The organism is Blastopirellula retiformator, assembly GCF_007859755.1.
GTDB classification, from domain to species: Bacteria; Planctomycetota; Planctomycetia; order Pirellulales; family Pirellulaceae; genus Blastopirellula; species Blastopirellula retiformator.
Genome location: NZ_SJPF01000001.1, coordinates 449,139 through 467,492, shown reverse-complemented (window position 1 = coordinate 467,492; position 18,354 = coordinate 449,139). Strand labels below are relative to the sequence as shown.

At 60.9% G+C, this 18,354-nt stretch carries 20 protein-coding genes and 2 pseudogenes; 8 read left to right on the top strand and 14 right to left on the bottom strand.

Going from position 1 to position 18,354, the window contains the following annotated elements; translation table 11 throughout:
* Positions 1-12: 12 nt before the first annotated feature.
* The 8 genes from Enr8_RS02000 to Enr8_RS01965 all read left to right on the top strand — a co-directional run bounded on the left by Enr8_RS02000 (position 13) and on the right by Enr8_RS01965 (position 11,312).
* On the top strand, positions 13-1,494 hold the full coding sequence (locus Enr8_RS02000) for a cytochrome b N-terminal domain-containing protein (RefSeq protein ID WP_146428945.1): 1,482 nt from the start codon (positions 13-15) through the stop codon (positions 1,492-1,494).
* Positions 1,491-3,758: a cytochrome c oxidase assembly protein gene (locus Enr8_RS01995; protein WP_146428944.1), complete on the top strand. Its 2,268-nt coding sequence runs from the start codon at positions 1,491-1,493 to the stop codon at positions 3,756-3,758. The genes Enr8_RS02000 and Enr8_RS01995 overlap by 4 nt, the downstream gene beginning before the upstream one ends.
* Positions 3,742-4,299, top strand: a complete 558-nt coding sequence (locus Enr8_RS01990) for a hypothetical protein (protein ID WP_146428943.1) — start codon at positions 3,742-3,744, stop codon at positions 4,297-4,299. Before Enr8_RS01995 ends, Enr8_RS01990 begins: the two co-directional genes overlap by 17 nt.
* A gap of 95 nt (positions 4,300-4,394) precedes the next feature.
* Entirely contained in the window at positions 4,395-4,613 is a 219-nt protein-coding gene (locus tag Enr8_RS01985) for a hypothetical protein (protein WP_146428942.1), read from the top strand.
* Positions 4,614-4,646: 33 nt separating this feature from the next.
* Positions 4,647-5,138 (top strand): HNH endonuclease, encoded by a 492-nt coding sequence (locus tag Enr8_RS01980; protein ID WP_261342402.1) that lies wholly within the window; start codon positions 4,647-4,649, stop codon positions 5,136-5,138.
* 176 nt (positions 5,139-5,314) lie between these two features.
* Entirely contained in the window at positions 5,315-5,899 is a 585-nt protein-coding gene (locus Enr8_RS01975) for an RNA polymerase sigma factor (protein WP_146428940.1), read from the top strand.
* A gap of 40 nt (positions 5,900-5,939) precedes the next feature.
* Positions 5,940-7,865 carry a serine/threonine-protein kinase gene (locus tag Enr8_RS01970; protein ID WP_146428939.1) on the top strand — a complete coding sequence of 642 codons (1,926 nt, stop codon included), beginning with the start codon at positions 5,940-5,942 and terminating at the stop codon, positions 7,863-7,865.
* Positions 7,866-8,027: 162 nt separating this feature from the next.
* Positions 8,028-11,312 (top strand): hypothetical protein, encoded by a 3,285-nt coding sequence (locus Enr8_RS01965; RefSeq protein ID WP_146428938.1) that lies wholly within the window; start codon positions 8,028-8,030, stop codon positions 11,310-11,312.
* Between the two features lie 829 nt (positions 11,313-12,141).
* On the opposite strand, the pseudogene Enr8_RS26700 reads toward Enr8_RS01965, so the two are convergent.
* The 14 genes and pseudogenes from Enr8_RS26700 to Enr8_RS01900 all read right to left on the bottom strand — a co-directional run.
* Positions 12,142-12,336 (bottom strand): annotated as a pseudogene (locus tag Enr8_RS26700) (IS256 family transposase); the annotation flags it as partial.
* Position 12,337: 1 nt separating this feature from the next.
* Positions 12,338-12,739: pseudogene (locus tag Enr8_RS01960) on the bottom strand (S8 family peptidase); the annotation flags it as partial.
* Positions 12,736-12,915, bottom strand: coding sequence for a hypothetical protein (locus tag Enr8_RS01955; RefSeq protein WP_146428936.1), 180 nt, complete (start codon positions 12,913-12,915; stop codon positions 12,736-12,738). The pseudogene Enr8_RS01960 and the gene Enr8_RS01955, both read right to left, overlap by 4 nt.
* 78 nt (positions 12,916-12,993) lie before the next feature.
* Positions 12,994-13,326, bottom strand: coding sequence for a hypothetical protein (locus Enr8_RS01950; RefSeq protein ID WP_146428935.1), 333 nt, complete (start codon positions 13,324-13,326; stop codon positions 12,994-12,996).
* 46 nt (positions 13,327-13,372) lie between these two features.
* Positions 13,373-13,873 carry a hypothetical protein gene (locus Enr8_RS01945; protein ID WP_146428934.1) on the bottom strand — a complete coding sequence of 167 codons (501 nt, stop codon included), beginning with the start codon at positions 13,871-13,873 and terminating at the stop codon, positions 13,373-13,375.
* Between the two features lie 249 nt (positions 13,874-14,122).
* A complete protein-coding gene (locus tag Enr8_RS01940; RefSeq protein ID WP_146428933.1) occupies positions 14,123-14,356 on the bottom strand; it encodes a hypothetical protein in 234 nt (77 codons plus the stop codon).
* A gap of 208 nt (positions 14,357-14,564) precedes the next feature.
* Complete coding sequence (locus Enr8_RS01935) at positions 14,565-14,795, bottom strand: hypothetical protein (RefSeq protein WP_146428932.1); 231 nt, start codon at positions 14,793-14,795, stop codon at positions 14,565-14,567.
* Complete coding sequence (locus Enr8_RS01930) at positions 14,788-15,219, bottom strand: hypothetical protein (RefSeq protein ID WP_146428931.1); 432 nt, start codon at positions 15,217-15,219, stop codon at positions 14,788-14,790. Before Enr8_RS01930 ends, Enr8_RS01935 begins: the two co-directional genes overlap by 8 nt.
* The gene (locus Enr8_RS01925) at positions 15,216-15,695 is read right to left on the bottom strand and encodes a helix-turn-helix domain-containing protein (protein ID WP_146428930.1); all 480 of its coding nucleotides are present in this window, start codon (positions 15,693-15,695) and stop codon (positions 15,216-15,218) included. The genes Enr8_RS01930 and Enr8_RS01925 overlap by 4 nt, the downstream gene beginning before the upstream one ends.
* A gap of 76 nt (positions 15,696-15,771) precedes the next feature.
* Positions 15,772-16,023: a hypothetical protein gene (locus Enr8_RS01920; RefSeq protein WP_146428929.1), complete on the bottom strand. Its 252-nt coding sequence runs from the start codon at positions 16,021-16,023 to the stop codon at positions 15,772-15,774.
* Positions 15,998-16,234, bottom strand: coding sequence for a hypothetical protein (locus Enr8_RS01915; RefSeq protein WP_146428928.1), 237 nt, complete (start codon positions 16,232-16,234; stop codon positions 15,998-16,000). Before Enr8_RS01915 ends, Enr8_RS01920 begins: the two co-directional genes overlap by 26 nt.
* Positions 16,235-16,237: 3 nt before the next feature.
* Complete coding sequence (locus Enr8_RS25680) at positions 16,238-16,432, bottom strand: hypothetical protein (protein WP_146428927.1); 195 nt, start codon at positions 16,430-16,432, stop codon at positions 16,238-16,240.
* A 4-nt stretch (positions 16,433-16,436) separates the two neighbouring features.
* Positions 16,437-17,591 (bottom strand): hypothetical protein, encoded by a 1,155-nt coding sequence (locus tag Enr8_RS01905; protein WP_146428926.1) that lies wholly within the window; start codon positions 17,589-17,591, stop codon positions 16,437-16,439.
* A 53-nt stretch (positions 17,592-17,644) separates the two neighbouring features.
* Positions 17,645-18,040, bottom strand: a complete 396-nt coding sequence (locus Enr8_RS01900) for a carbon storage regulator (protein WP_146428925.1) — start codon at positions 18,038-18,040, stop codon at positions 17,645-17,647.
* Positions 18,041-18,354 lie beyond the last annotated feature (314 nt).

The following is an 18,354-nucleotide window of genomic DNA, read 5'->3' as shown; positions in this document are numbered from 1 at the left end:
CGCACAAGTCGCATGAATACGATCAAGCAAGTCTGGGACTGGCTCGAACATCGGCTCGAGTTGCGCGATTCGCTCTGGCCGGTGATGCGTCACCCGGTTCCCGCGGCGCTCGCCAAGCCGGTCGGCTGGTGGTACGTCTTCGGCAGCATGACGCTGACCTTTCTGATGCTCCAGATCGTGACCGGCATCTGCCTGGCGATGGTCTACCAGCCAACCGCCGCCGACGCCTACGCCAGTCTCGAATACCTCAACTACGAAGCGCCGTTCGGTTGGCTGATGCGGGGCATCCACTACTGGTCGGCGACCGGCATGGTGGTGATGCTGTTCGTCCATATGTCGCAAGTCTTCTTGATGGGCGCCTACAAGTACCCACGAGAATTGACCTGGATGGTTGGCGTTGGCCTGCTGTTGATGACGCTGGGCCTGGCGTTCTCGGGTCAGGTCTTGCGTTACGATGGCGACTCGTACTGGGGCGTCAGCGTGGCGGTCGCCGCCGCGGGCCGCGTCCCCTGGATTGGTCCCTCGATCGTCCATTTCATCCTCGGCGGCGAGTACATCGGCAGCGAAACGCTCAGCCGCTTCTTTACGCTGCACGTCTTCATCTTGCCGGGCATCTTGTTTGCGCTGCTGGCGGTGCACTTGTACCTGGTGGTGAAACGAGGAATTTCGGAACCGCCGACGCCCGGCGAGCCAGTCGACAAAGCGACCTATCACCAGCAATACGAGAAGCTGCTTGAGAAGGGAATCCCCTTCTTTCCGCACGCCCTGTATCGCGATGGCGTCGCCTGTGCGATCGGCGTGCTGGTGGTCGTCGCCCTGGCGGTGATCGTCGGTCCGAAAGGTCCCGGCGAGATTCCCGACCCAACGCTGATCCATGCCGAACCGCGTCCCGATTGGTACTTCCTGCCGGTCTTTGCAATGGCCGCGTTGTCGCCGCCATCGATGGAAGCTTTCCTGATGCTCGGCCTGCCGGTCATCGGCGTTTTCGCGCTTTTGGCCGTCCCCTTCGTCGCAGGAACCGGCGAACGAAGCGCTCGCCGTCGTCCGGTCGCGGTGCTGGTGGTGCTGGTTTCGTTCGTCACGTTCATGATCCTCGGCTGGTATGGCGCGACCTCTCCCTGGTCGCCGGAGATGCAGGCCTGGAGCAACGCCCCGGTTCCGCAAAACATCGTCGCCGAGCTTTCGCCGGTCGAACTGCAAGGGGCGATCGTCTTCCAAAACAAATGCTGCCGCAACTGCCACGCGCTCGAAGGCTCTGGCGGGCATCGCGGCCCTGACCTGACCGACGTCGGCATCCGCATGAATCCCGACGCGATGGTCCGCCAAGTTGTGCAAGGTGGCGGCAATATGCCCGCCTACGCACAGCAAATGAACAGCGCCGAAGTCGCCGCGCTGGTCGCCTTCCTGGTCAAGATGCGGCCCGAAGGGTTTGCGCCGGCGGCTGTGCCTTCCGCATCGGTCGAGCCGCTCGCCACCGCTCAAGTAGCTCCGTGAACGCCGACTTTTGGAGTGCGATTGGCAGCTCGTGGCAACTGGCGCCCGGGGTCCTACTCGCACTTATCGTCAGCGGAACGATCTACATACGCGGCTGGCGAACGTTACGTGAGCGCGGCTCAACTCGCTTTCCAGTCTGGCGACTCGTCTGCTTCCTCGCCGCCTTACTGTCGATCTCGCTCGCCTTGCAATCGCCAATCGATTCGCTCGCCTCGTTCTCGCTGCAGATCCACATGGTGCAGCATCTGCTCTTGATGTTGGTGACGCCGCCGCTCGTTTGGCTGGCGGCGCCCGAGTTGCCGATGCTGGCCGGCATGCCGAAATGGTTCCGCGACGAGTGGATCCGTCCGTTCGCCCGCACGCGTCAACTGCGCACCGCGCTCGACTGGCTGTTTCGCCCGCAAGTTGCGCTGGTCCTCTATACGGCGACGCTCTGGATCTGGCACGCCCCCGGCTGCTATCAACTGGCGCTCGAAAGCGAGTTCTGGCATCGGGTCGAGCATGCAATGTTCCTGGCCGCGTCGCTGCTGTTTTGGCATCCGGTGATCCAGCCATTTCCGCACCGGACGACCTACTCGCGGTGGCTGTTGATTCCGTATCTGTTTTTGGCAGGCGTCCAGGGGACAATCCTCTCCGGCATCCTCTGCTTCTCTCCCCGCGTTCTGTATCCCCACTACGACGCAGCGCCGAACCTGTGGCACATCTCGCCGCTCGACGACCAATCGTTGGCCGGAGCGCTGATGTGGATTCCGACGTCGCTCGCCTACGTCGCCGCTCTTTTTTGGATCGTCGCCGAGCAAATGTCGAGCAACCACGCGACTGCTCGCCGGCAAGTCCGTCCTCGCCCGATCGCCGTCCCCCGGCGATCTGACAAGCCAACCGGTCCGCAGCCATCGCTTTGGGCGTCGCTGTTACAACCGCGGGCCGTGCGCGTCACCCTGCGTTGGACGATGTTCGCGCTGGCCGCGATCGTCATCCTTGATGGTCTGACCGGGCCGCAGATCTCGCCGCTCAATCTGGCTGGCGTCGCCCCCTGGATTCATTGGCGGGCCATCCTGGTAATCACGCTAATCGTCGGCGGCAATTTCTTTTGCGCAGTCTGTCCCTTTACCGCGCTGCGCGGATTGGCTCGACGCTTTCGTCTCAACTACACGTTTCCAAAATGGCTGCAGAACAAATGGCCGGCCGTCGCGTTGCTCGCCATTTTCTTTTGGGCCTACGAAGCGTTCTCGCTGTGGGACCGTCCCGCCTGGACGGCCGCCATCATTCTCGGCTTCTTCGTCGTCGCACTGGCGTTCGACCTGCTCTTCGCCCAGGCGCCCTTTTGTAAATACGTTTGCCCGATCGGCCAATTCAACTTCGTGCAGTCGCTCGTCTCGCCCAGCCAGGTCGCCGCACGCTCAACGGACGTCTGCGCCGGCTGTCGAACTCGTGACTGCCTGGCCGGAAGCGCCAATTCGCCCGGCTGTCAGCTGTCGCTGTTCGTGCCCAAGAAGCAGGGAAATCTCGACTGCACATTCTGTCTCGACTGCGCTGATGCCTGTCCGCATCAGAACATTACGATAGTGCCGCTGCGGATTGGCTCGGACCTGGTGATCGATCCCCAGCGCTCTGGCGTCGGCAGCTACTCGCAGCGAACCGATCTGGCGGCATTGATCGTGGTCTTGTTTTTTGCGGCGCTGCTGAACGCGGCCTGGATGACGGTGCCGCTGGTCGGCGTCGAAGAGTCGCTGACAACTTGGCTGGGTTGGGGACGACTGCCGACGGTGACCGTGGGAATGTTGCTCGGCCTACTCGCTCTTCCCTGGCTGTTGATGCAGGCAGTCGGCAAAGCGACTTCGCCCGACGTTTCGTGGCGAGCCAATGTGATGCGATTCGCCCCGGCACTGATCCCGCTCGGCCTGGGCATGTGGACCGCGCACTACACATTTCACTTCTTCACTAGCGCCGACTCGCTGCTGTGGGCGACCGAGCGAATGGCGAACGATCGCCTGGCGACCGAATTTTTGATCGGCGGTGGAGAGTGCAGTTGCTGCACCGCCAGTTCGGTCGCTTGGCTCTTGCCGCTGGAGCTGCTGTTGCTTGACATCGGCCTTTGCCTGTCGCTGTGGGCCGCCTATCGCATCGCCCAGCGGATTGCGCCGCAGCTAGTGCTGCGGACCTTCGCACCGTGGGGCATCTTCTTGGTGCTGTTCTTCCTGGCGTGCGTCTGGGTCTTGCTGCAACCGATGGAAATGCGAGGCGCCTATGTCGCCGGCCTGTAAGATAATCGTCGCCGTGATCCTGGGGATCGCATACCAACAAGCCGCGCTGGCCGATGGAGGCAAGGTCCAGCTGCGCCGCCAGATGGATCCGTACCAGCTAACGATCTTCACCTCCCCCACGCCGCTGCGAGCCGGCCCGGTCGACATCAGCGTGTTGGTGCAAGACGCGGAAGGCCAAGTCGCCAGCGACGTTCAGATAGAGCTACAGCTGACAAGCGAGTCGGGCGCGATCCTAACTCCGCCGGTCTCGCAGGCAACCGCCACCAACAAGCTGCTGCAGTCGGCCAAGTTTGTGCTGCCAGAAGCAGGCGTCTGGCAAGTCGAAGCCGAGATCGCCGGCGAAGCCACAGTCGACCTCAACTTTGAAATCACCGCCGCCAAGGCCCACAGCGATTGGCAAACGGCGGGGTGGATGCTGCTGTTGCCGGTGGCGCTAGTGGCGCTGTTCATATTGCGGGAGAAGATCGACGAAGGTTCTAAACCTAAATCGACCGAGCCGAAAGAAAATCTGGACTCGCCGGCGTATCCTGAGATAAAATAGAAGGTACACGAATCTTGGAGACCTCTCAATGAGCGAACTTTCCTACCCATCTGGTTCTAAATTCCTATTCGGAAGCGGCGATTTTTGGCCGTGTCGTGGAACGTTCGGGCGCCCTCTCCAAAGAACTCGCGGAGTACATTCTCTCACTCCAGATCACCGACGCCGATCAAGAGCGAGTGCATGCTCTGCTGGAAAAGAACGCAGCGGACGCCCTCTCTGAGGCGGAACGCGAAGAACTTGACAACCTGAATCACGTCGCAGACCTGCTCTCGCTCTGGCACTCGCAAACGCGTCGTTCGCTTCGTCATCCGTGATTGATTCCGCGATCCTCGTCGCCGTTCGTCGACGTGCCGGAGCCTGTTGCGAATATTTGCGAATATTGCCGCATGCCGCAATCGGCTCATGTCCTCACCTTTCCCGTTGATCACATCATCGCCAGACAACATGGCGGTGAGACGGTGTTGGAGAATTTGGCGCTATCGTGCGTCCGCTACAACAGCGACAAGGGACCGAACAGCGCCGGCATCGCCCCGCAAAGTCAAATCCTTACTCGCCTATTTCATCCTCGCGATGACCGCTGGGATGATCACTTCACGCTCGACGGCGCACTAATTCATGGCATCACAAGTATTGGCCGCACCACGGTCGAATTGCTGCAGATGAACCATCAAGATTACGTTACGCTTCGCGCTTCGCTAATTTTTGGAAGACAAGTTCCCACCAACTTCGGCGTAGCGCTGACACGCCTCTCGTTAGCCCCTTCATCAAAACGCGACAAGCCATCTAATAGGCTGCCGACATCAAGTCGCACGTATTTGACTTTCGCGCATTCATCATAAAGATTGTCTGAATCGTGACGGGCAAATGGCCTTCTTTCCGCGCTGGAAGCCGACCGTCAAGCTCGGCGGGGCTGGGAACGTCGCGAGCGGCCCGATAAGATATGCGAGCGACGGACGATCCCGTCGAAAATCAGGTCCTTCGCAGTCGCTCCAATCTGGGCAATCGATCGCTCCCCATGGATACGTCCGCCAGTTTCCTCAATTCGCTCCAACTGGTTTCGGACGACGAAGCGTGGAATCGCCTGGTCGGGCTCTACTCGCCGTTGATCCGCGGTTGGCTCCGCCGCTTTGGCGCCGCGGCCGATGACGTCGATGACGTTACCCAGGAAGTGCTGACGGTCGTCTTTCTTCGCTTGCCGGAATTCGAACGCCAGCCGCGAGCCGGCGCCTTTCGCAGTTGGCTCCGCACGATCGCCGCCAATTGTCTCCGCGATCATTGGCGGAAAGCGAATCGCCGAGCCCCGGCCGTCGGCGGTAGCGAGTTTGTGCAAATGATCGACCAGCTCGAAGATCCGCACAGCGGCGTCAGCCAACTTTGGAATCGAGAACACGATCAATACGTGATACAATACCTGCTGGAAGAAGTTCGCTCGAACTTCACCCCGCAAACCTGGCGAGCCTTTGAGCGTTTCGCCCTGGAAGGCAAGTCGGCCGACGAGGTGAGCCAGGAACTCGGCATCTCGGTCAACGCCGTCTTCATCGCCAAGTCGCGGGTCATGTCCTGTTTGCGGAAACAAGGCGCAGGGCTCCTCGACGAGTAGTCGCGGGCAGTAGCCGAAACCACGATTCTACGTTGGTCCCATGTCCGAGGTCGCCCCGCTGCATCCTACTCGCGAACAGCTCGAAGCGTTCCTCCATGGCACGCTGCCCGAAGACCAGCGTCAGTTGATCGAAGATCACGTCGCCCAGTGCGACCAGTGCTGCGACGTCCTGCGGAAGACGCCGCTCGACGCTCTGGCCGAGCGGGTGCATGCCGCACATTCGACGCTTGTTGATCCTGCTCCCCGACACCAGTCGACCGTCGCATCGGCGCCGCTGCAAGTCCCCGCCCAGCTCGCCGATCATGCCCGCTACCGAATCGTTCGTCGACTTGGCGCCGGCGGCATGGGGGTCGTCTTCGAAGCCGAACATCGACTGATGGAGCGGCCGGTCGCGCTGAAGGTCATTCACGGTCAGCTGGTCAGCAACGAGATCGCGGTCGAGCGGTTTCGCATGGAAGTGAAAGCGGCCGCCCGTCTGTCGCATCGCAACATCGTCGCCGCCTACGACGCCGAACAGGCCGGCGATCTCCACTTCCTGGTGATGGAATACATCGACGGCGTCAGCCTGGCCGACATCGTCAAACGCCGCGGCCGACTGTCGCTGCTGCATGCCTGCAACTTCGCCCTGCAAGCGGCGCAAGGCCTAGAGCACGCCCGCCAGCAAGGAATGGTCCATCGCGATATCAAGCCGCAAAACATGATGCGCACCTCCCGCGGCGTGATCAAAATCTTGGACTTTGGTCTCGCGCGACTTGCCGAAAAGGAGACCGGCGACGGCCGTTTGACCGAAGACTTCGCCACGCTCGGCACGCCTGACTATATCGCTCCCGAACAGGCACACGACTCGAAGAGCGCCGACATTCGCTCTGACATCTACAGCCTTGGCTGCACGCTCTACTATTTGCTCGCTGGTCAAGTTCCCTTCCCCAATGGCACGTCGCTCGACAAGGTAATCTCCCACAGCGAACGCCAACCAACGGCCTTGATGCAGCTTCGTCCCGACTTGCCGCTCGAAGTAGCCCAAATCGTCGAGCGGATGATGGCCAAAGATCCCGCCCAGCGTTTCCAAACGCCGGCCGAACTGGTCGAGGCGCTCCGCCCCTTCGGCCGTCCCGACTCTCAGGCCAGCAAAGACGATGCGAACACGCTCACCGGGAAAACGCTCTCGATACCATCTACATCGACAATACAAACCAAGTCTCCCGCGCCGATCGACCTGACGATTCAACCGCCCGCCCAACCCACTTCGTCAAAGCGTGTCAAAGGACGCTCCCCCAAACCTGGAGCGAACTACTGGCCCCTGCTTGCCATGGGAGGCGGCGTCGTCGCGCTCCTCGCGTTGATCTACTTCCTAACGCGAGAGGGATCATCCACTTCAACGCCCGATGTCGTCCCCCGCCCTAACCCGCCGTTGGCCGCCAGCGACGATCAGGCTTGGATTAACCTGACGCCGCAGGTCAATCTCGACTCCGACATCGTCGCCGGGGCGTGGGAGCGAACGCCCGAGGGATTGCGCGTCGAACCGATGGAGGGCGCCCGGCTGACGCTTCCCTATCAGCCTCCCCGCGAGTACGAACTGGAAGTCTCTTTTACGCGGCTGACCGGCACGCAGTCGATCGCGCTGCTGTTTGTCGATGGCGAAGGCGAAGCGGCCTACGACATCGACGGCTGGGGGGAACATCTGGTCGGGATCCAAAACATCGACGGCCGCAATATGAACCAGAATCGCACCGGCGTCACTCGCCACGCGCTAGTCAATGGCGAGCGCTACCGGGCAACCATCCGCGTCCGCCGTGACCGCGTCGAGGCCTTTCTTAACGATGACCTGGTGGCGACCTACCTGGGGGATGGCGCAAACCTAAGCATGCTCGAACTCTGGCGGATGCCGCAGCCGTCTCTCGGAATCGGCGCCTACGACTGCAAAACGGTCTTCCACAAGATCCGCATTCGCAACCTCTCGAATTAGCGCAACACGCTTCTAACAAAGCACTTAACGCCACCACCGTCTCACTCCGCGCTGAAATTGTCAAAATAATTGGCCGCTTCTGAAAGGTCGCCGTCTCGCTCGCCATTTATCCGTACCGAGATCGCTATCTCATCGAATTTACGGAACCAGTAGGAGCGGCCCATGTCTACCTTTTCTCACTTCTCGTCCAGCAAAAATCGGAAACGCAAATCGAAACGTAACGCCCACCAGCGAGCGCGGCTCGAGTCGCTCGAGGCGCGGCAATTGATGGCCGCCGACCTCGTTGACGATCTGGCAGGCCTTAGCGACGAGTTTGACGACAGCGGCGCCCTCACCGAGTGGAGCCGTCTGAACGAAACCGAGAACTGGAACGCCGACCAGCTCAACCTGTGGGACATCGATCAGACGCAAGATGGTCGCATGGTGATGCAGCCCCACACCGTCGTCTGGTACCAAGACTGGCGCGGTCCGATGACCTACAAGGATGTGACCGGCGACTTCGTCTTTACTACCCAAGTCCACATCACCGATCGTGACGACATCGGCGGCAGTGACGGCGACGACATCCCCGGCGACGGGCAATTCTCGCTTGGCGGCGTCATGATCCGCACGCCCCGCGACATCGTCGATCCGACCACCGATTGGCAGCCTGGCTCGATGGCGGACGACGGTACCAACGACGGCGAGAACTACGTCTTCCTTTCGATGGGCTACGGCAACGGCGGCAACAATTTCTCCCTGGAAGTGAAGACCACCCGCAACAGCGACTCGCAGTTGGAACTGACGCCGATCGGCTCGAACACGGCGGAGCTGCAAATTGCCCGCATCGGCAATTCGGTGATCGCGCTGGTTCGCTTGCCCGGCGAAGATTGGCAGGTACATCGTCGCTACACCCGTGACGATATGCCCGAAACGCTCCAAGTCGGTCTGGTCACCTACACCAACTGGGAAAAGGCGTCCGACTTCGATCCCTTCACCCATAACAGCAGCGTGCTGGTCCCCGGCGGCATCACCGATCCAACGCCCGGCGAAGCGTTCGACCCCGATCTCACAGCCGGGTTCGAGTATGCCCGCTACGCTCGCCCGCAACTGCCGACCGAACTGGAAGGGGTCGACCTGGTCAATGTCGCGACCACCCAACAGCTCCTCTCCTTTCTCGGCGACAACGCTCATGCGACGCCTGACCCCACGCCGGAAGATCCGGCCGATCTGACGGAAGCACTCGCGGCAATTACCAATCAGACCATGAGCGCCAGCCAAGGTTCGCTGATCGTTCCCCTGCCGGCGTCGCTGGCCGACGGCACGACGCTCGCCTACTCGGCGACCGTGATCGGCGGCGAGGAGTACCAACTTGATCAGCAATACGATTTCTACGCCGAGGCCAGCTATCACCAAGACTGGGGCGGCCACGACGAAAAATGGATTCATGGCAATGGCTCGGACTGGTTCTTCCTGCTGCCGACGGGGCAACTTTTTGAGTGGAACGAAACGTTTGAAGCGAGCGTCGAACTGGCGCAGCTCGACTCGGCGGTTTACGATGATCCGACCCTCCTGTTCGACGTCGCCCCTACGGCCATGGCTAGCGTCAGTGGTAACGAACTAACCGTCACCCCGGTCGCCGGCTTCCTGGGAGACATTCAGCTCGACATTGCGATCCATCTCGGCAGCGTCGCCGATCCGGTCGTAGCGTCGAAGTCGATCGTCGTCACGGTCGCCAACTCGGCGCCGGTCGTCGATCCGATCGCCGACCAGTCGATGTCGCGGCTGGTCGACGAGATCTTCGTCCCCCTGGCGGCGACCGATGCCGATGGCGATCCGATCGCTTGGAACGTCGCGGTCGTCGAGTCGCTCGCCTATCAAATCGACCAGCAGTTCCAACTGCCGCTAACCGCCGACTACCACGACAACCGGGCCGGCCAAAACGAACGTTGGCTGCAAGGCGCCGCCGGCCAATGGCTTTACCTATTGCCCGACGGTAGCCTGCACCAGTGGGACGGCTCGTTTGCAACCAGCCCGCTCTTGGCTCAGTTTGATCCCTCCTTCTACAACGATCCTGCACTCCTGACCGAAGCTGAAGCATTGCCAGTCGCCCTTTCCATCGTCGGTGATCAGCTGGTCATCAATCCGGCCGACGACTACTTTGGCACGTTCGAGGTGATGGTCACTGCGACCGATGGCATGGAACCAGTCATAACGCAGTTCGCCGTTGAAGTAACCAACACCGAGCTATCGCTCGATCCGATCGCTGACCTGCAAATCGAATCGGACAGCCTGTTTCAAATGGAGATCTCCGCCGTCAGTCCGCTGCCGGCCGAACAGCTGGTTTACTCAGCGCAGCTAGTCGGATCGGAGGCGGAGCAAATCGATCAGCAGTACGACCTGCAAGTCGCCGCCGACTTCCATCTCAACTTTGCCGGCCAGAACGAAAAGTGGCTGCAGGCGGCCGACGGCTCGTGGTTTTACTTTTTACCAAGCGGCGATTTCTATCGCTGGACCGGCGACTTCGGCAGCAGCGAGCACCTGGCCAGCTTTGATACCTCCTACTACGACAATCCCAACCTGCTCGCCGATCCGCAGTCGTTGCCGGTCAGCGTGATGATGACCGGATCGACGCTGTCGATCGATCCGGCCGGGTTCATCGGCACGTTTGAGCTGGAAGTCAGCGTCTTCGACGGCGTGAACACCCAGTCGCAAATCGTCAGCGTCGAAGTGACCGAGCCCCAAGCCGCCGCCGAGCCGCTACCGGTCTTGATGGTGATCGCCAACCAGGACTTCTACTACCAAGAGTATGCCGACACCCGGGCATCGCTCGAAGCGGCCGGCATCTCGGTCGTCGTGGCGGCCGCCACTATGGACATCGCCACGCCCCACTCCGGCTCGGGCGAAGGCCCCGACGGCGGACTGGTGCAGCCTGACCTGACGCTGTTCGACGCTTCGGCGGTCGACTACTCGACCATCGTCTTTGTCGGCGGCTGGGGTTCGTCGCAGTACCAGTACGCCTATGAAGGAACGTACGATCACAGCGCCTACAACGGCTCGACCGCCTTGCACGATACGACCAACCTCCTGATCAATGACTTCGTCGCGCAGGACAAATACGTCACCGCGATCTGCCACGGCGTCTCGGTGTTGGCCTATGCCCGGGTCGACGGCGCCAGCCCGATCGCCGGCCATACCGTCTCGGCCTGGGGCCAGACGGCGCCCAGCGCCGGCGGAGTCACCGTCAGCACCCGGTCGCAGATTGAAGCGAACGGCGCAACGATGGTCGATTCCTCCAGCGTCGGCGATCCCAGCACCGCCACCGACGACGTCGTGGTCGACGGCCGGATCATCACCGCCGAAAACTACGATTCGGCGGCCCTGTTCGGCACGACGATCGCCAACTTGATCAGCGAAGCCACGTACATCGACCTGGTCGACGACGTCCTGGCCAACTGGCCAGCGTAAACCTGACCCAGCCCACGACTGGACCGCAAGGATCGTTTTTTTCAAACGCAGGGCGACCCGTCCGGCATCCCCGGGCGGGTTGCGCAGCAACAAGATGCCTCACCATTCGGTTGACTCTTCAACAAACGCCCCAATCACCAATCACCACGCAATCCCCAATTACCACCAATCTCCCAGGCCCGGAGGGCCATCCCAACCTAGCCTGGGGCGCAGTCGCGCCACGCGACGCAGCCCCAGGTTGATGCGATTCAATCAATCGTTGACGCTGGACCGGACCGTTCTTCTTTTTTGGATCGCCCCTCCGGGGCTTTCGATCATAGAGGCGCACTCTCCTGGGGCTGCGTCGCCCGGTGGTCGACTTCGCCCCAGGCTAGGTTAGGGCGCCCCCTCGGGGCTGCCGACTGGACCGGACTGCGACTTTTTTTCTTAGGTAGGGTGCGTCGAGACGCACCACGACCCTGCCGCTTCCGCCGTTTCCCAGATTCGCGTGGCAACGCAAAGCGCAACGGCAGGCTCTCGGTGCGTCCCGACGCACCCTACCTCGGATCATTTTTCCGCAACGACTGGACTGGACCGTTTCGTTTTTTCAAACGTAATGGACTCACGCCGCACACTTTTTTTTCTGCCCGTCAGCCCGTCTGCGGGCGAAAATCGACGCAACCTCTTCCCACGACAAGCCTTTCGTTCCACTCAGCGATCTTTGCCAGAAACGCCTCCCATCTCGCAGCGCGCGTACGCCGAAACAAGCAACGTCCTTAACAACGATGCACAAGCGAGCAGGCAACGAAGACCCGAGCTATTGTCAAATGTCGTGTTCTGAATTCCTGAACTAGGCGGCCTTATCCTGCAGGATTCCGTCTTGGAAGGAACGTCCTTCCAGCACGAGGGAGAGCTTTTCGCAGCAGTTCAGTTTTCTCCATTTCTTCGCGGCCGATTGGGCCAGCTTGAACATCATCGTCAGGCTGGCTCGCCGGCGACGGCGAAGGCGAGCCGAGCGACATGTTGATGATGTCGACCCCCTGGTCAATCAGCCAGAAAATCGCATTGGCGACCGCTCGATCGGAACCGCTGCCGTTGTCCCCCAGCGCCTTGGCGATGTAGAGCTTGGCGCGGGGCGCGACGCCGACATGCTTGCCGGCGATCGTGCTGGCGACGTGCGTGCCGTGACCATCGACGTCGACCGGGCCCGAGCGGCTGCCGCTGAAATCGCGCGCGTCGACCAGCGACTCTTGGACTTCCGGATGCGTCTCGTCGACGCCGGTATCGACGACGCCAACCTTGATGCCCTCGCCGGCGCCTGAGCGCTTCCGGATTTCGGGCCAGCCTGGGTCGGCGAGGTGGTACGGAAATTCGTCCGACGACTTGCGAATCGTGAACGGACTGCGATGGACCGGCGGCAGGGCAAAAAACTTGTCGTTAGCGATCATTGCGGGATCTCGCTGGATAGGGGCGGTTCGATCGATTGAACTTCGATGTTGGGCTGCGAAGCGTGGCGTATGGCCAACACGACAAACGTCGACGCGACGCAGGCGAGTACGACTACGACGAACAAAATCACCACGGAGCCGAGCAGGCCGATCAATACCGTGATGAACTCTCGCATGTTGCGTCCAATCACACTTCGCGGAAAAGAGCGCCGCTGGGCGAGTCAGACGCAGCGGCGGTATGGATGCGGTCCGATTTACCGCACGAAAAGGTCGACGATCGGCATCGCGATTTCAAACAGTCGCCGCAGTCGCGAACCGTCCCAGGCCTGGGCGCTCGGCCGTTTCGCCAGCTTTTCGAGCAGCACCGTCTCGGCAGTCGTTTCGTCCGGCGCCTCGGCGGCCGTGACCGACTCGGACTCGCGCTGCAGCTGGGCGATCCGCGGAACGAGCAGGTCGCCGATCTCCTTGTCGACGTTCCAGCGAGCCTGGATGCCGCTGACCGTTTGTCGATGTTGGATCAAACCAGCGAGCGGCTCGACGACGTCGAGATTGCTGCCGACCAGGTGGAGGAATTGGAAATAGGTCATCGCGACAAAACCTTTCGCAAAGGAGGGGCAGGGAAAAAGCGGCGACCTAGGCCGCCGCGGGTTTGTAGGAAGTGGCGCCGGCGGTACTTTTCGTGCCGGTCAGCATGTATCGCTGGAGGATCCGTTTGGCGGCGTCCTTCGACTTTTGATCGGTCGCGTCGTCAACTTCGAGATGCAGGGTCCGAGTCGGCTCGCCCTCTTTGAGATCTTTGTTTTTCCGCTTCGCCCGCGCTTCGAGCTTCTTGGCGTCGGCCAGCAGACGCTCTTCGATCTTGGCCGCCATCTCGGCGTCGACCGACTGCAGCACCCAGGCGAGCGATTGATCGGCCGCCAGATTCTTATTGGCCGCCGCCTTCTTGCCGACGGCGACCGAGAAGGTTCCGGAGATCGGCTGGTCGACTTTGCAGCCGTCGATCGTGCCGTAGACGTGAAGCTGCACGTCGTGCTTGGCGCCCTCCTTCAAGTCGTCGCGAACGGCAAACGCCTTGCCCGCCTTTTCGAGAGTCGCCCAGAGAATCGCCGTCAGCAGCTTTTGAGCCAGTCCCATGAGAAGCTTCCTTTCTTCTGTTCGCCGCAAACGCTCGGACCGCGTTAGCCCTAACGGCGCGTCAGCGACAGCCAAAAAAACCGGAAGCGACGCCTGGCACGGATTCAACCAGGCGTCGCTCCGGCCCAAATCAGAGACGCGGCAATCCCTGCCGTTGCGGAGTGCGCATTCCTTTGCGCAAGCGTCTCTGGTTAGGTGTAGGGAGTTACGGCCGAGAGTGAATCAACGCATTCGTGCGGGGCGATTCAACTAAGGGGCCAGGTCATTGGCAGCAGTCGCTGCTGACGCCAGAGAGTCGGCGTCGGAGGAATCCGCAGGCGTGGCGCCTGCGTCGTTGTCAGGAAACGGCGTATGGTCAACGCGCACGTTGGCGGCGTCTCCCAAGTACAAAATCTTCGACTTCTTGCGGCCGAGGTTGACGATTCGGGCTTCGCCAATCAGCAGCGAATGGCGATGTCCGAGCGTGTAAACCGTGCACGCCATGCTAGTTACCTTGCGTTGTTGCTTGCGCTTCCTGCCCGTACACGATACGCAAGCATTATCGGTTTCGGCAAGCGATTTCGCTCTGTTTTCGTCAAAGTTCCCCGCAAGTGAGGCCGTATAACCGGTCATCTGCGGACATCCGAAGTTGTTTCGAGTGACACGTTTGGTCACTCGATGGCGCGGGAGTGTGAACCGCCGATGAAGTTGATCATGTTTCCCCTCGCTTAGCGGCGGCGAATCCAGCCGACTTCTTCGGCGTCTCCAGCGGCAATTCCTGGTAGACGCGATCGATCGCCGACAAGTGAATGACGAGTTGCAAATGGAAATTGGTCGAAATCTCTCGACCTGGGTGGCGATGATTTAGCAGCTTCCTCACGTCGTTGTAAAATTCGACCGATACGTTTGCCGGTCCCGGCTTCAAATCAGGTTCGTTACTCACTCGCCGCCTCCTTCGGTTGCCAGGCGATCGCCTGCTGCAACTGATCGATCGCCGTTTGAATATTGGTCGCCCGCTCGGGATCATAGTTGCGATTACCAGGCCGCTTTTGAATTGCCTGGAGCAGCGGCAACGCCCGCCTCGCCGCGTCGACCAGAAGTTCAACATGTCGACGCGAATTCGCCGCCGGCACGTCGCGAAAATCTTCGTGGGTCGTTTGTTGCGAATCGGCGTACGATCCAAGCTGCTCGGCGAACATCTCCGCCATTCGCGCTCCAGCCAGCTTGTCGATCGGATCGCGTCCGAACGACGTAAAATGAAGCCGGTCATGCTTCTCGTCGCCGGCGCAGATCACGACGACGTCCTTGGAGTAGTCGTCCGCGATCTGCTTCGCTAATTCGACCGAAATCGGTTGATATTCGCTCATCGCTTCGCCTCTTCTGCTTCCGCCAGCCAGTTGTAAATCGTCTTCACGCTAACGCCCAGCTGCTTGGCCGCGGTCGGTTTGTCGCCGCCGCAGCGGCGCAGCGCCTCTTCGACCGCCTGACGCTGGATCTCGGCCATCTTGAGTGGCGGCGATCCGTCGGCGGTTGGCGGCGTGGGGATCTCGGTTCCCTCTTTCTCCGCCGCCCGCAGCACGCTGGCGAGCATCCGATTGGCGACCTTGATCTCATGCCGCAGCCGCTCGGCCAGGTCGGCAAGCTCGCCCATGCCCCATATCTTCTCCCGAATCGCGGAGACGTGCCGTCGATCGAGCGCCGTCCGGACGTTGGTTTCGACCGTATAGACCCAATGCTTGGGGTCGCTGGCATGCACGATCTTGCCGCGAGCGATTCCCTTGTGATGCAGAAAATAGACTGCCGCACCTAGGCCGAGCGGCGGTAGATTCTTTCGTGGTTTCATCCTTCGCGACTTCCTCCATGAAAAATCGGACGGCGAGCGTGCAAAGCTATTTTGCAACAACCCGCAAACTGCCAAGTTAAACTCCGCGGATCTGCGCCAGCGTTTGGCGTAGTTGCTTGACGTAGTGAGGCAGACGACTCAGGGCCGCTTGGTTGTTGTCGCGCACGATCGAATCGATGTGCATCTGCACGCCGTGCATCTGGCTATGCAGGGCATGAACGCGAACGCCAGGAGCGACTCGTTTGGCCTCGCGAACCGCCGCGCGAGCGTTGTTCAAAACCGCGATCGTCTCAGGCGGCAGTTCAGGCGTCTCGGTGATCGTCGACATCGCTTTCTCCTTTCGGTTTGGCTCGTAAGTTCAACAGCTGGATCGATTCACGTATCGCCTGCAGGTGAGCGGCGCTGCCGCGCTCGTTGCGAAACAGCCGCCAGATTCTCGCTCGAAGTTCGCTTGGCAGCTTATACCAGTGATGGGCGCACGCCACCTGGTTTTCCTGCTTCCGGTTGTCACACCGCTCGACGGGACAAACGTTGGACACAAATCACTCCTTTCCGCTTTCCGCTTTCCGCTTTCCGCTTTCCGCTTTTGGCTTTTGGCTTTTGGCTTTTGGCTTGAAGAACCACCACCGCACGAACTGCGACGCGCTGCGCTGATTGCGAGCGTGCGACCACCGCAGATGCCAGTGCATCAGCCGCGGATCGTCCGATTTGAATTTGCAGAACTTGCAGCGCGGCATGATTTCAAAACTCCGGTTTCGGCTCGGCCCAGACGCCGCCCGCTTTGGCGACGATCTTGCCGATCGAGGTGTTCAGGTAGGCGCCCGGCTTCTTCAGAGACCGCTCACGTCCGAGTTGATCGATCCGCCGCAGCACGTTCTCGAACTGCTTGGCGATCACCTGGCGGTCGTGACCGTCGCCCGCCTGATTCGTTTCCAGCTCGTGCCACCAGGCGGCCGCCTTCTCGGCGACGCTCCGGTCCATCAGGTCGCTCTCCCGCGTGCCGCACAGATCCTCGGCCGTCCGGATCGACCGGAGGATCTTCGTCGCCAGGGCCTGGATCCGCCGTTCCCGTTGCCGCTCGATCTTCGCCGGGTCTTCGAGCTGCTCGGCGAACTTTTCGATCGCGGCCGCCAGCGGCTTCGCATCGCCAAATTCGGACCAATCGTCGTCGGCGCGAGCGATCGGCACGTCCGGCGGCCCTGTGCGCGCTGGCGACGGTCTTGGTTCTTGAACTTGGGTTGACTTGGTTCTTGAGTTTGAGATTGAAGTAGGAGAGAGTTTCTTGTTCTCTTGTTCTTGTGCGCCACCCGGGGGGATTTCCATGGGCCTCGACGCTTCGCTCTCGGCCGGTTGTTTGTGGTCGTCGGGCGTGGCGCAACTTTCGTGCCGTTCTTGATTTGCGCCACCCGGCGGAGGTAGCGCCGAATTCGGCGCGGAAACCGATTCCGGCGCTAGCGCCACTTTCGGCGCTGGAACCGATTTCGAAATCGGAGCCGATTCCGGCGCTGGATCCGATATCGGCGCTCGCGCCACTTTCGGCGCGGCGGACTGCGTAGCCTGCGTGACTTTGACTTCGGCCCGCGTGGCGTTCGGCCTCTCCCGGATCGCCAAGGCGTCGTAGACCGCGTAGCGGATTTGTTTCACCTGAAACTCGTCTTCGAACGCCATTTCCCGCTTTACCAGGCCGATCGATTCGAGTTTGGCCAGCGCTCGCCGTAGGCTTTGCGGGGTGAGATGATACTTCCCTGCGTCCTGCGTCACCGCGATGTCGATCGAACCTGGTTCGGCGCCGAGGGCGTCCCACAGACGCCGATAAACGGTGAACGCCGGCAGGTTCATCTGCGGCCACGCTTCCAGCGCGACCAGCAGCCGTTTGTAATTCTCTTGCTCTTCCATGCTTTTTGACGGGGCGAAAGTGTCGTTCTGGGTGGTGAGAATTCTCCGCCTTCTTAGGCGGTCGCTTTTTGTTGCGGCTGCGATTCGCTCGGCGGCCGGTTGAGCAGCTCGGTGCGCAGGGCGATCGTCTCCGTCGGCGCGATGATCGCCACTTGGATCCGGCCAGCGTCGATTCGATCGACTGTCAGGATCACATCGTCACCGATCCGGATCGATTCCCATTGCTTCCGGACGAGGATCAGCATCGGCGTCGGATAGTCCTTCCGCCGCCGCTCGCGACTTGACTCCGGCGCCGGCTGGTCGACGATCTCGGCCCGCACGACCCGCGTCGTCTCCGGCGCTTTGACCAGAAACCGCACCTTTCGCTTGCGGATCCAGTCAACCGTCACGATCACGTCGTCGTCGAACTGAATCGATTCCCCTTTTTTTCGCGTTAGTATCAAAGCCATGAGCAACTCCTTTGCTTTTCAAACAGAACCTAAAACAAAGTCCGCTGATCTCTTCTTGACGAGGCGACGTCGCGGGTCGCAGTCGCCGAGCTGTTTGCGTCTTTCGGCCGGGAATCGCTGGGCGGCAATTCGATCAGCACGTGACCTGGTTCCGAAAAATCAGGCCACGCATCCGCCGCCCCACCCATGGAAGGCGCAGACGACTCCGCCACCACGCATGGCTCAGTCGCCAAGGAAAAACCCCCTGCAGTCGTTCGCGGGCGACTGCAGGGGAAGCAAGGACCGCCCTTGCTATTGCGTCCACTCCCACCGCA

Coding starts and splice junctions, on each gene's coding strand:
- Enr8_RS02000 (WP_146428945.1), top strand. CDS start 13: ATGAATACGATCAAGCAAGTCTGGGACTGGCTCGAACATCGGCTCGAG.
- Enr8_RS01990 (WP_146428943.1), top strand. CDS start 3,742: ATGTCGCCGGCCTGTAAGATAATCGTCGCCGTGATCCTGGGGATCGCA.
- Enr8_RS01975 (WP_146428940.1), top strand. CDS start 5,315: ATGGATACGTCCGCCAGTTTCCTCAATTCGCTCCAACTGGTTTCGGAC.
- Enr8_RS01970 (WP_146428939.1), top strand. CDS start 5,940: ATGTCCGAGGTCGCCCCGCTGCATCCTACTCGCGAACAGCTCGAAGCG.
- Enr8_RS01965 (WP_146428938.1), top strand. CDS start 8,028: ATGTCTACCTTTTCTCACTTCTCGTCCAGCAAAAATCGGAAACGCAAA.
- Enr8_RS01955 (WP_146428936.1), bottom strand. CDS start 12,915: ATGCGAGAGTTCATCACGGTATTGATCGGCCTGCTCGGCTCCGTGGTG.
- Enr8_RS01950 (WP_146428935.1), bottom strand. CDS start 13,326: ATGACCTATTTCCAATTCCTCCACCTGGTCGGCAGCAATCTCGACGTC.
- Enr8_RS01945 (WP_146428934.1), bottom strand. CDS start 13,873: ATGGGACTGGCTCAAAAGCTGCTGACGGCGATTCTCTGGGCGACTCTC.
- Enr8_RS01940 (WP_146428933.1), bottom strand. CDS start 14,356: ATGGCGTGCACGGTTTACACGCTCGGACATCGCCATTCGCTGCTGATT.
- Enr8_RS01930 (WP_146428931.1), bottom strand. CDS start 15,219: ATGAGCGAATATCAACCGATTTCGGTCGAATTAGCGAAGCAGATCGCG.
- Enr8_RS01925 (WP_146428930.1), bottom strand. CDS start 15,695: ATGAAACCACGAAAGAATCTACCGCCGCTCGGCCTAGGTGCGGCAGTC.
- Enr8_RS01920 (WP_146428929.1), bottom strand. CDS start 16,023: ATGTCGACGATCACCGAGACGCCTGAACTGCCGCCTGAGACGATCGCG.
- Enr8_RS25680 (WP_146428927.1), bottom strand. CDS start 16,432: ATGCCGCGCTGCAAGTTCTGCAAATTCAAATCGGACGATCCGCGGCTG.
- Enr8_RS01905 (WP_146428926.1), bottom strand. CDS start 17,591: ATGGAAGAGCAAGAGAATTACAAACGGCTGCTGGTCGCGCTGGAAGCG.
- Enr8_RS01900 (WP_146428925.1), bottom strand. CDS start 18,040: ATGGCTTTGATACTAACGCGAAAAAAAGGGGAATCGATTCAGTTCGAC.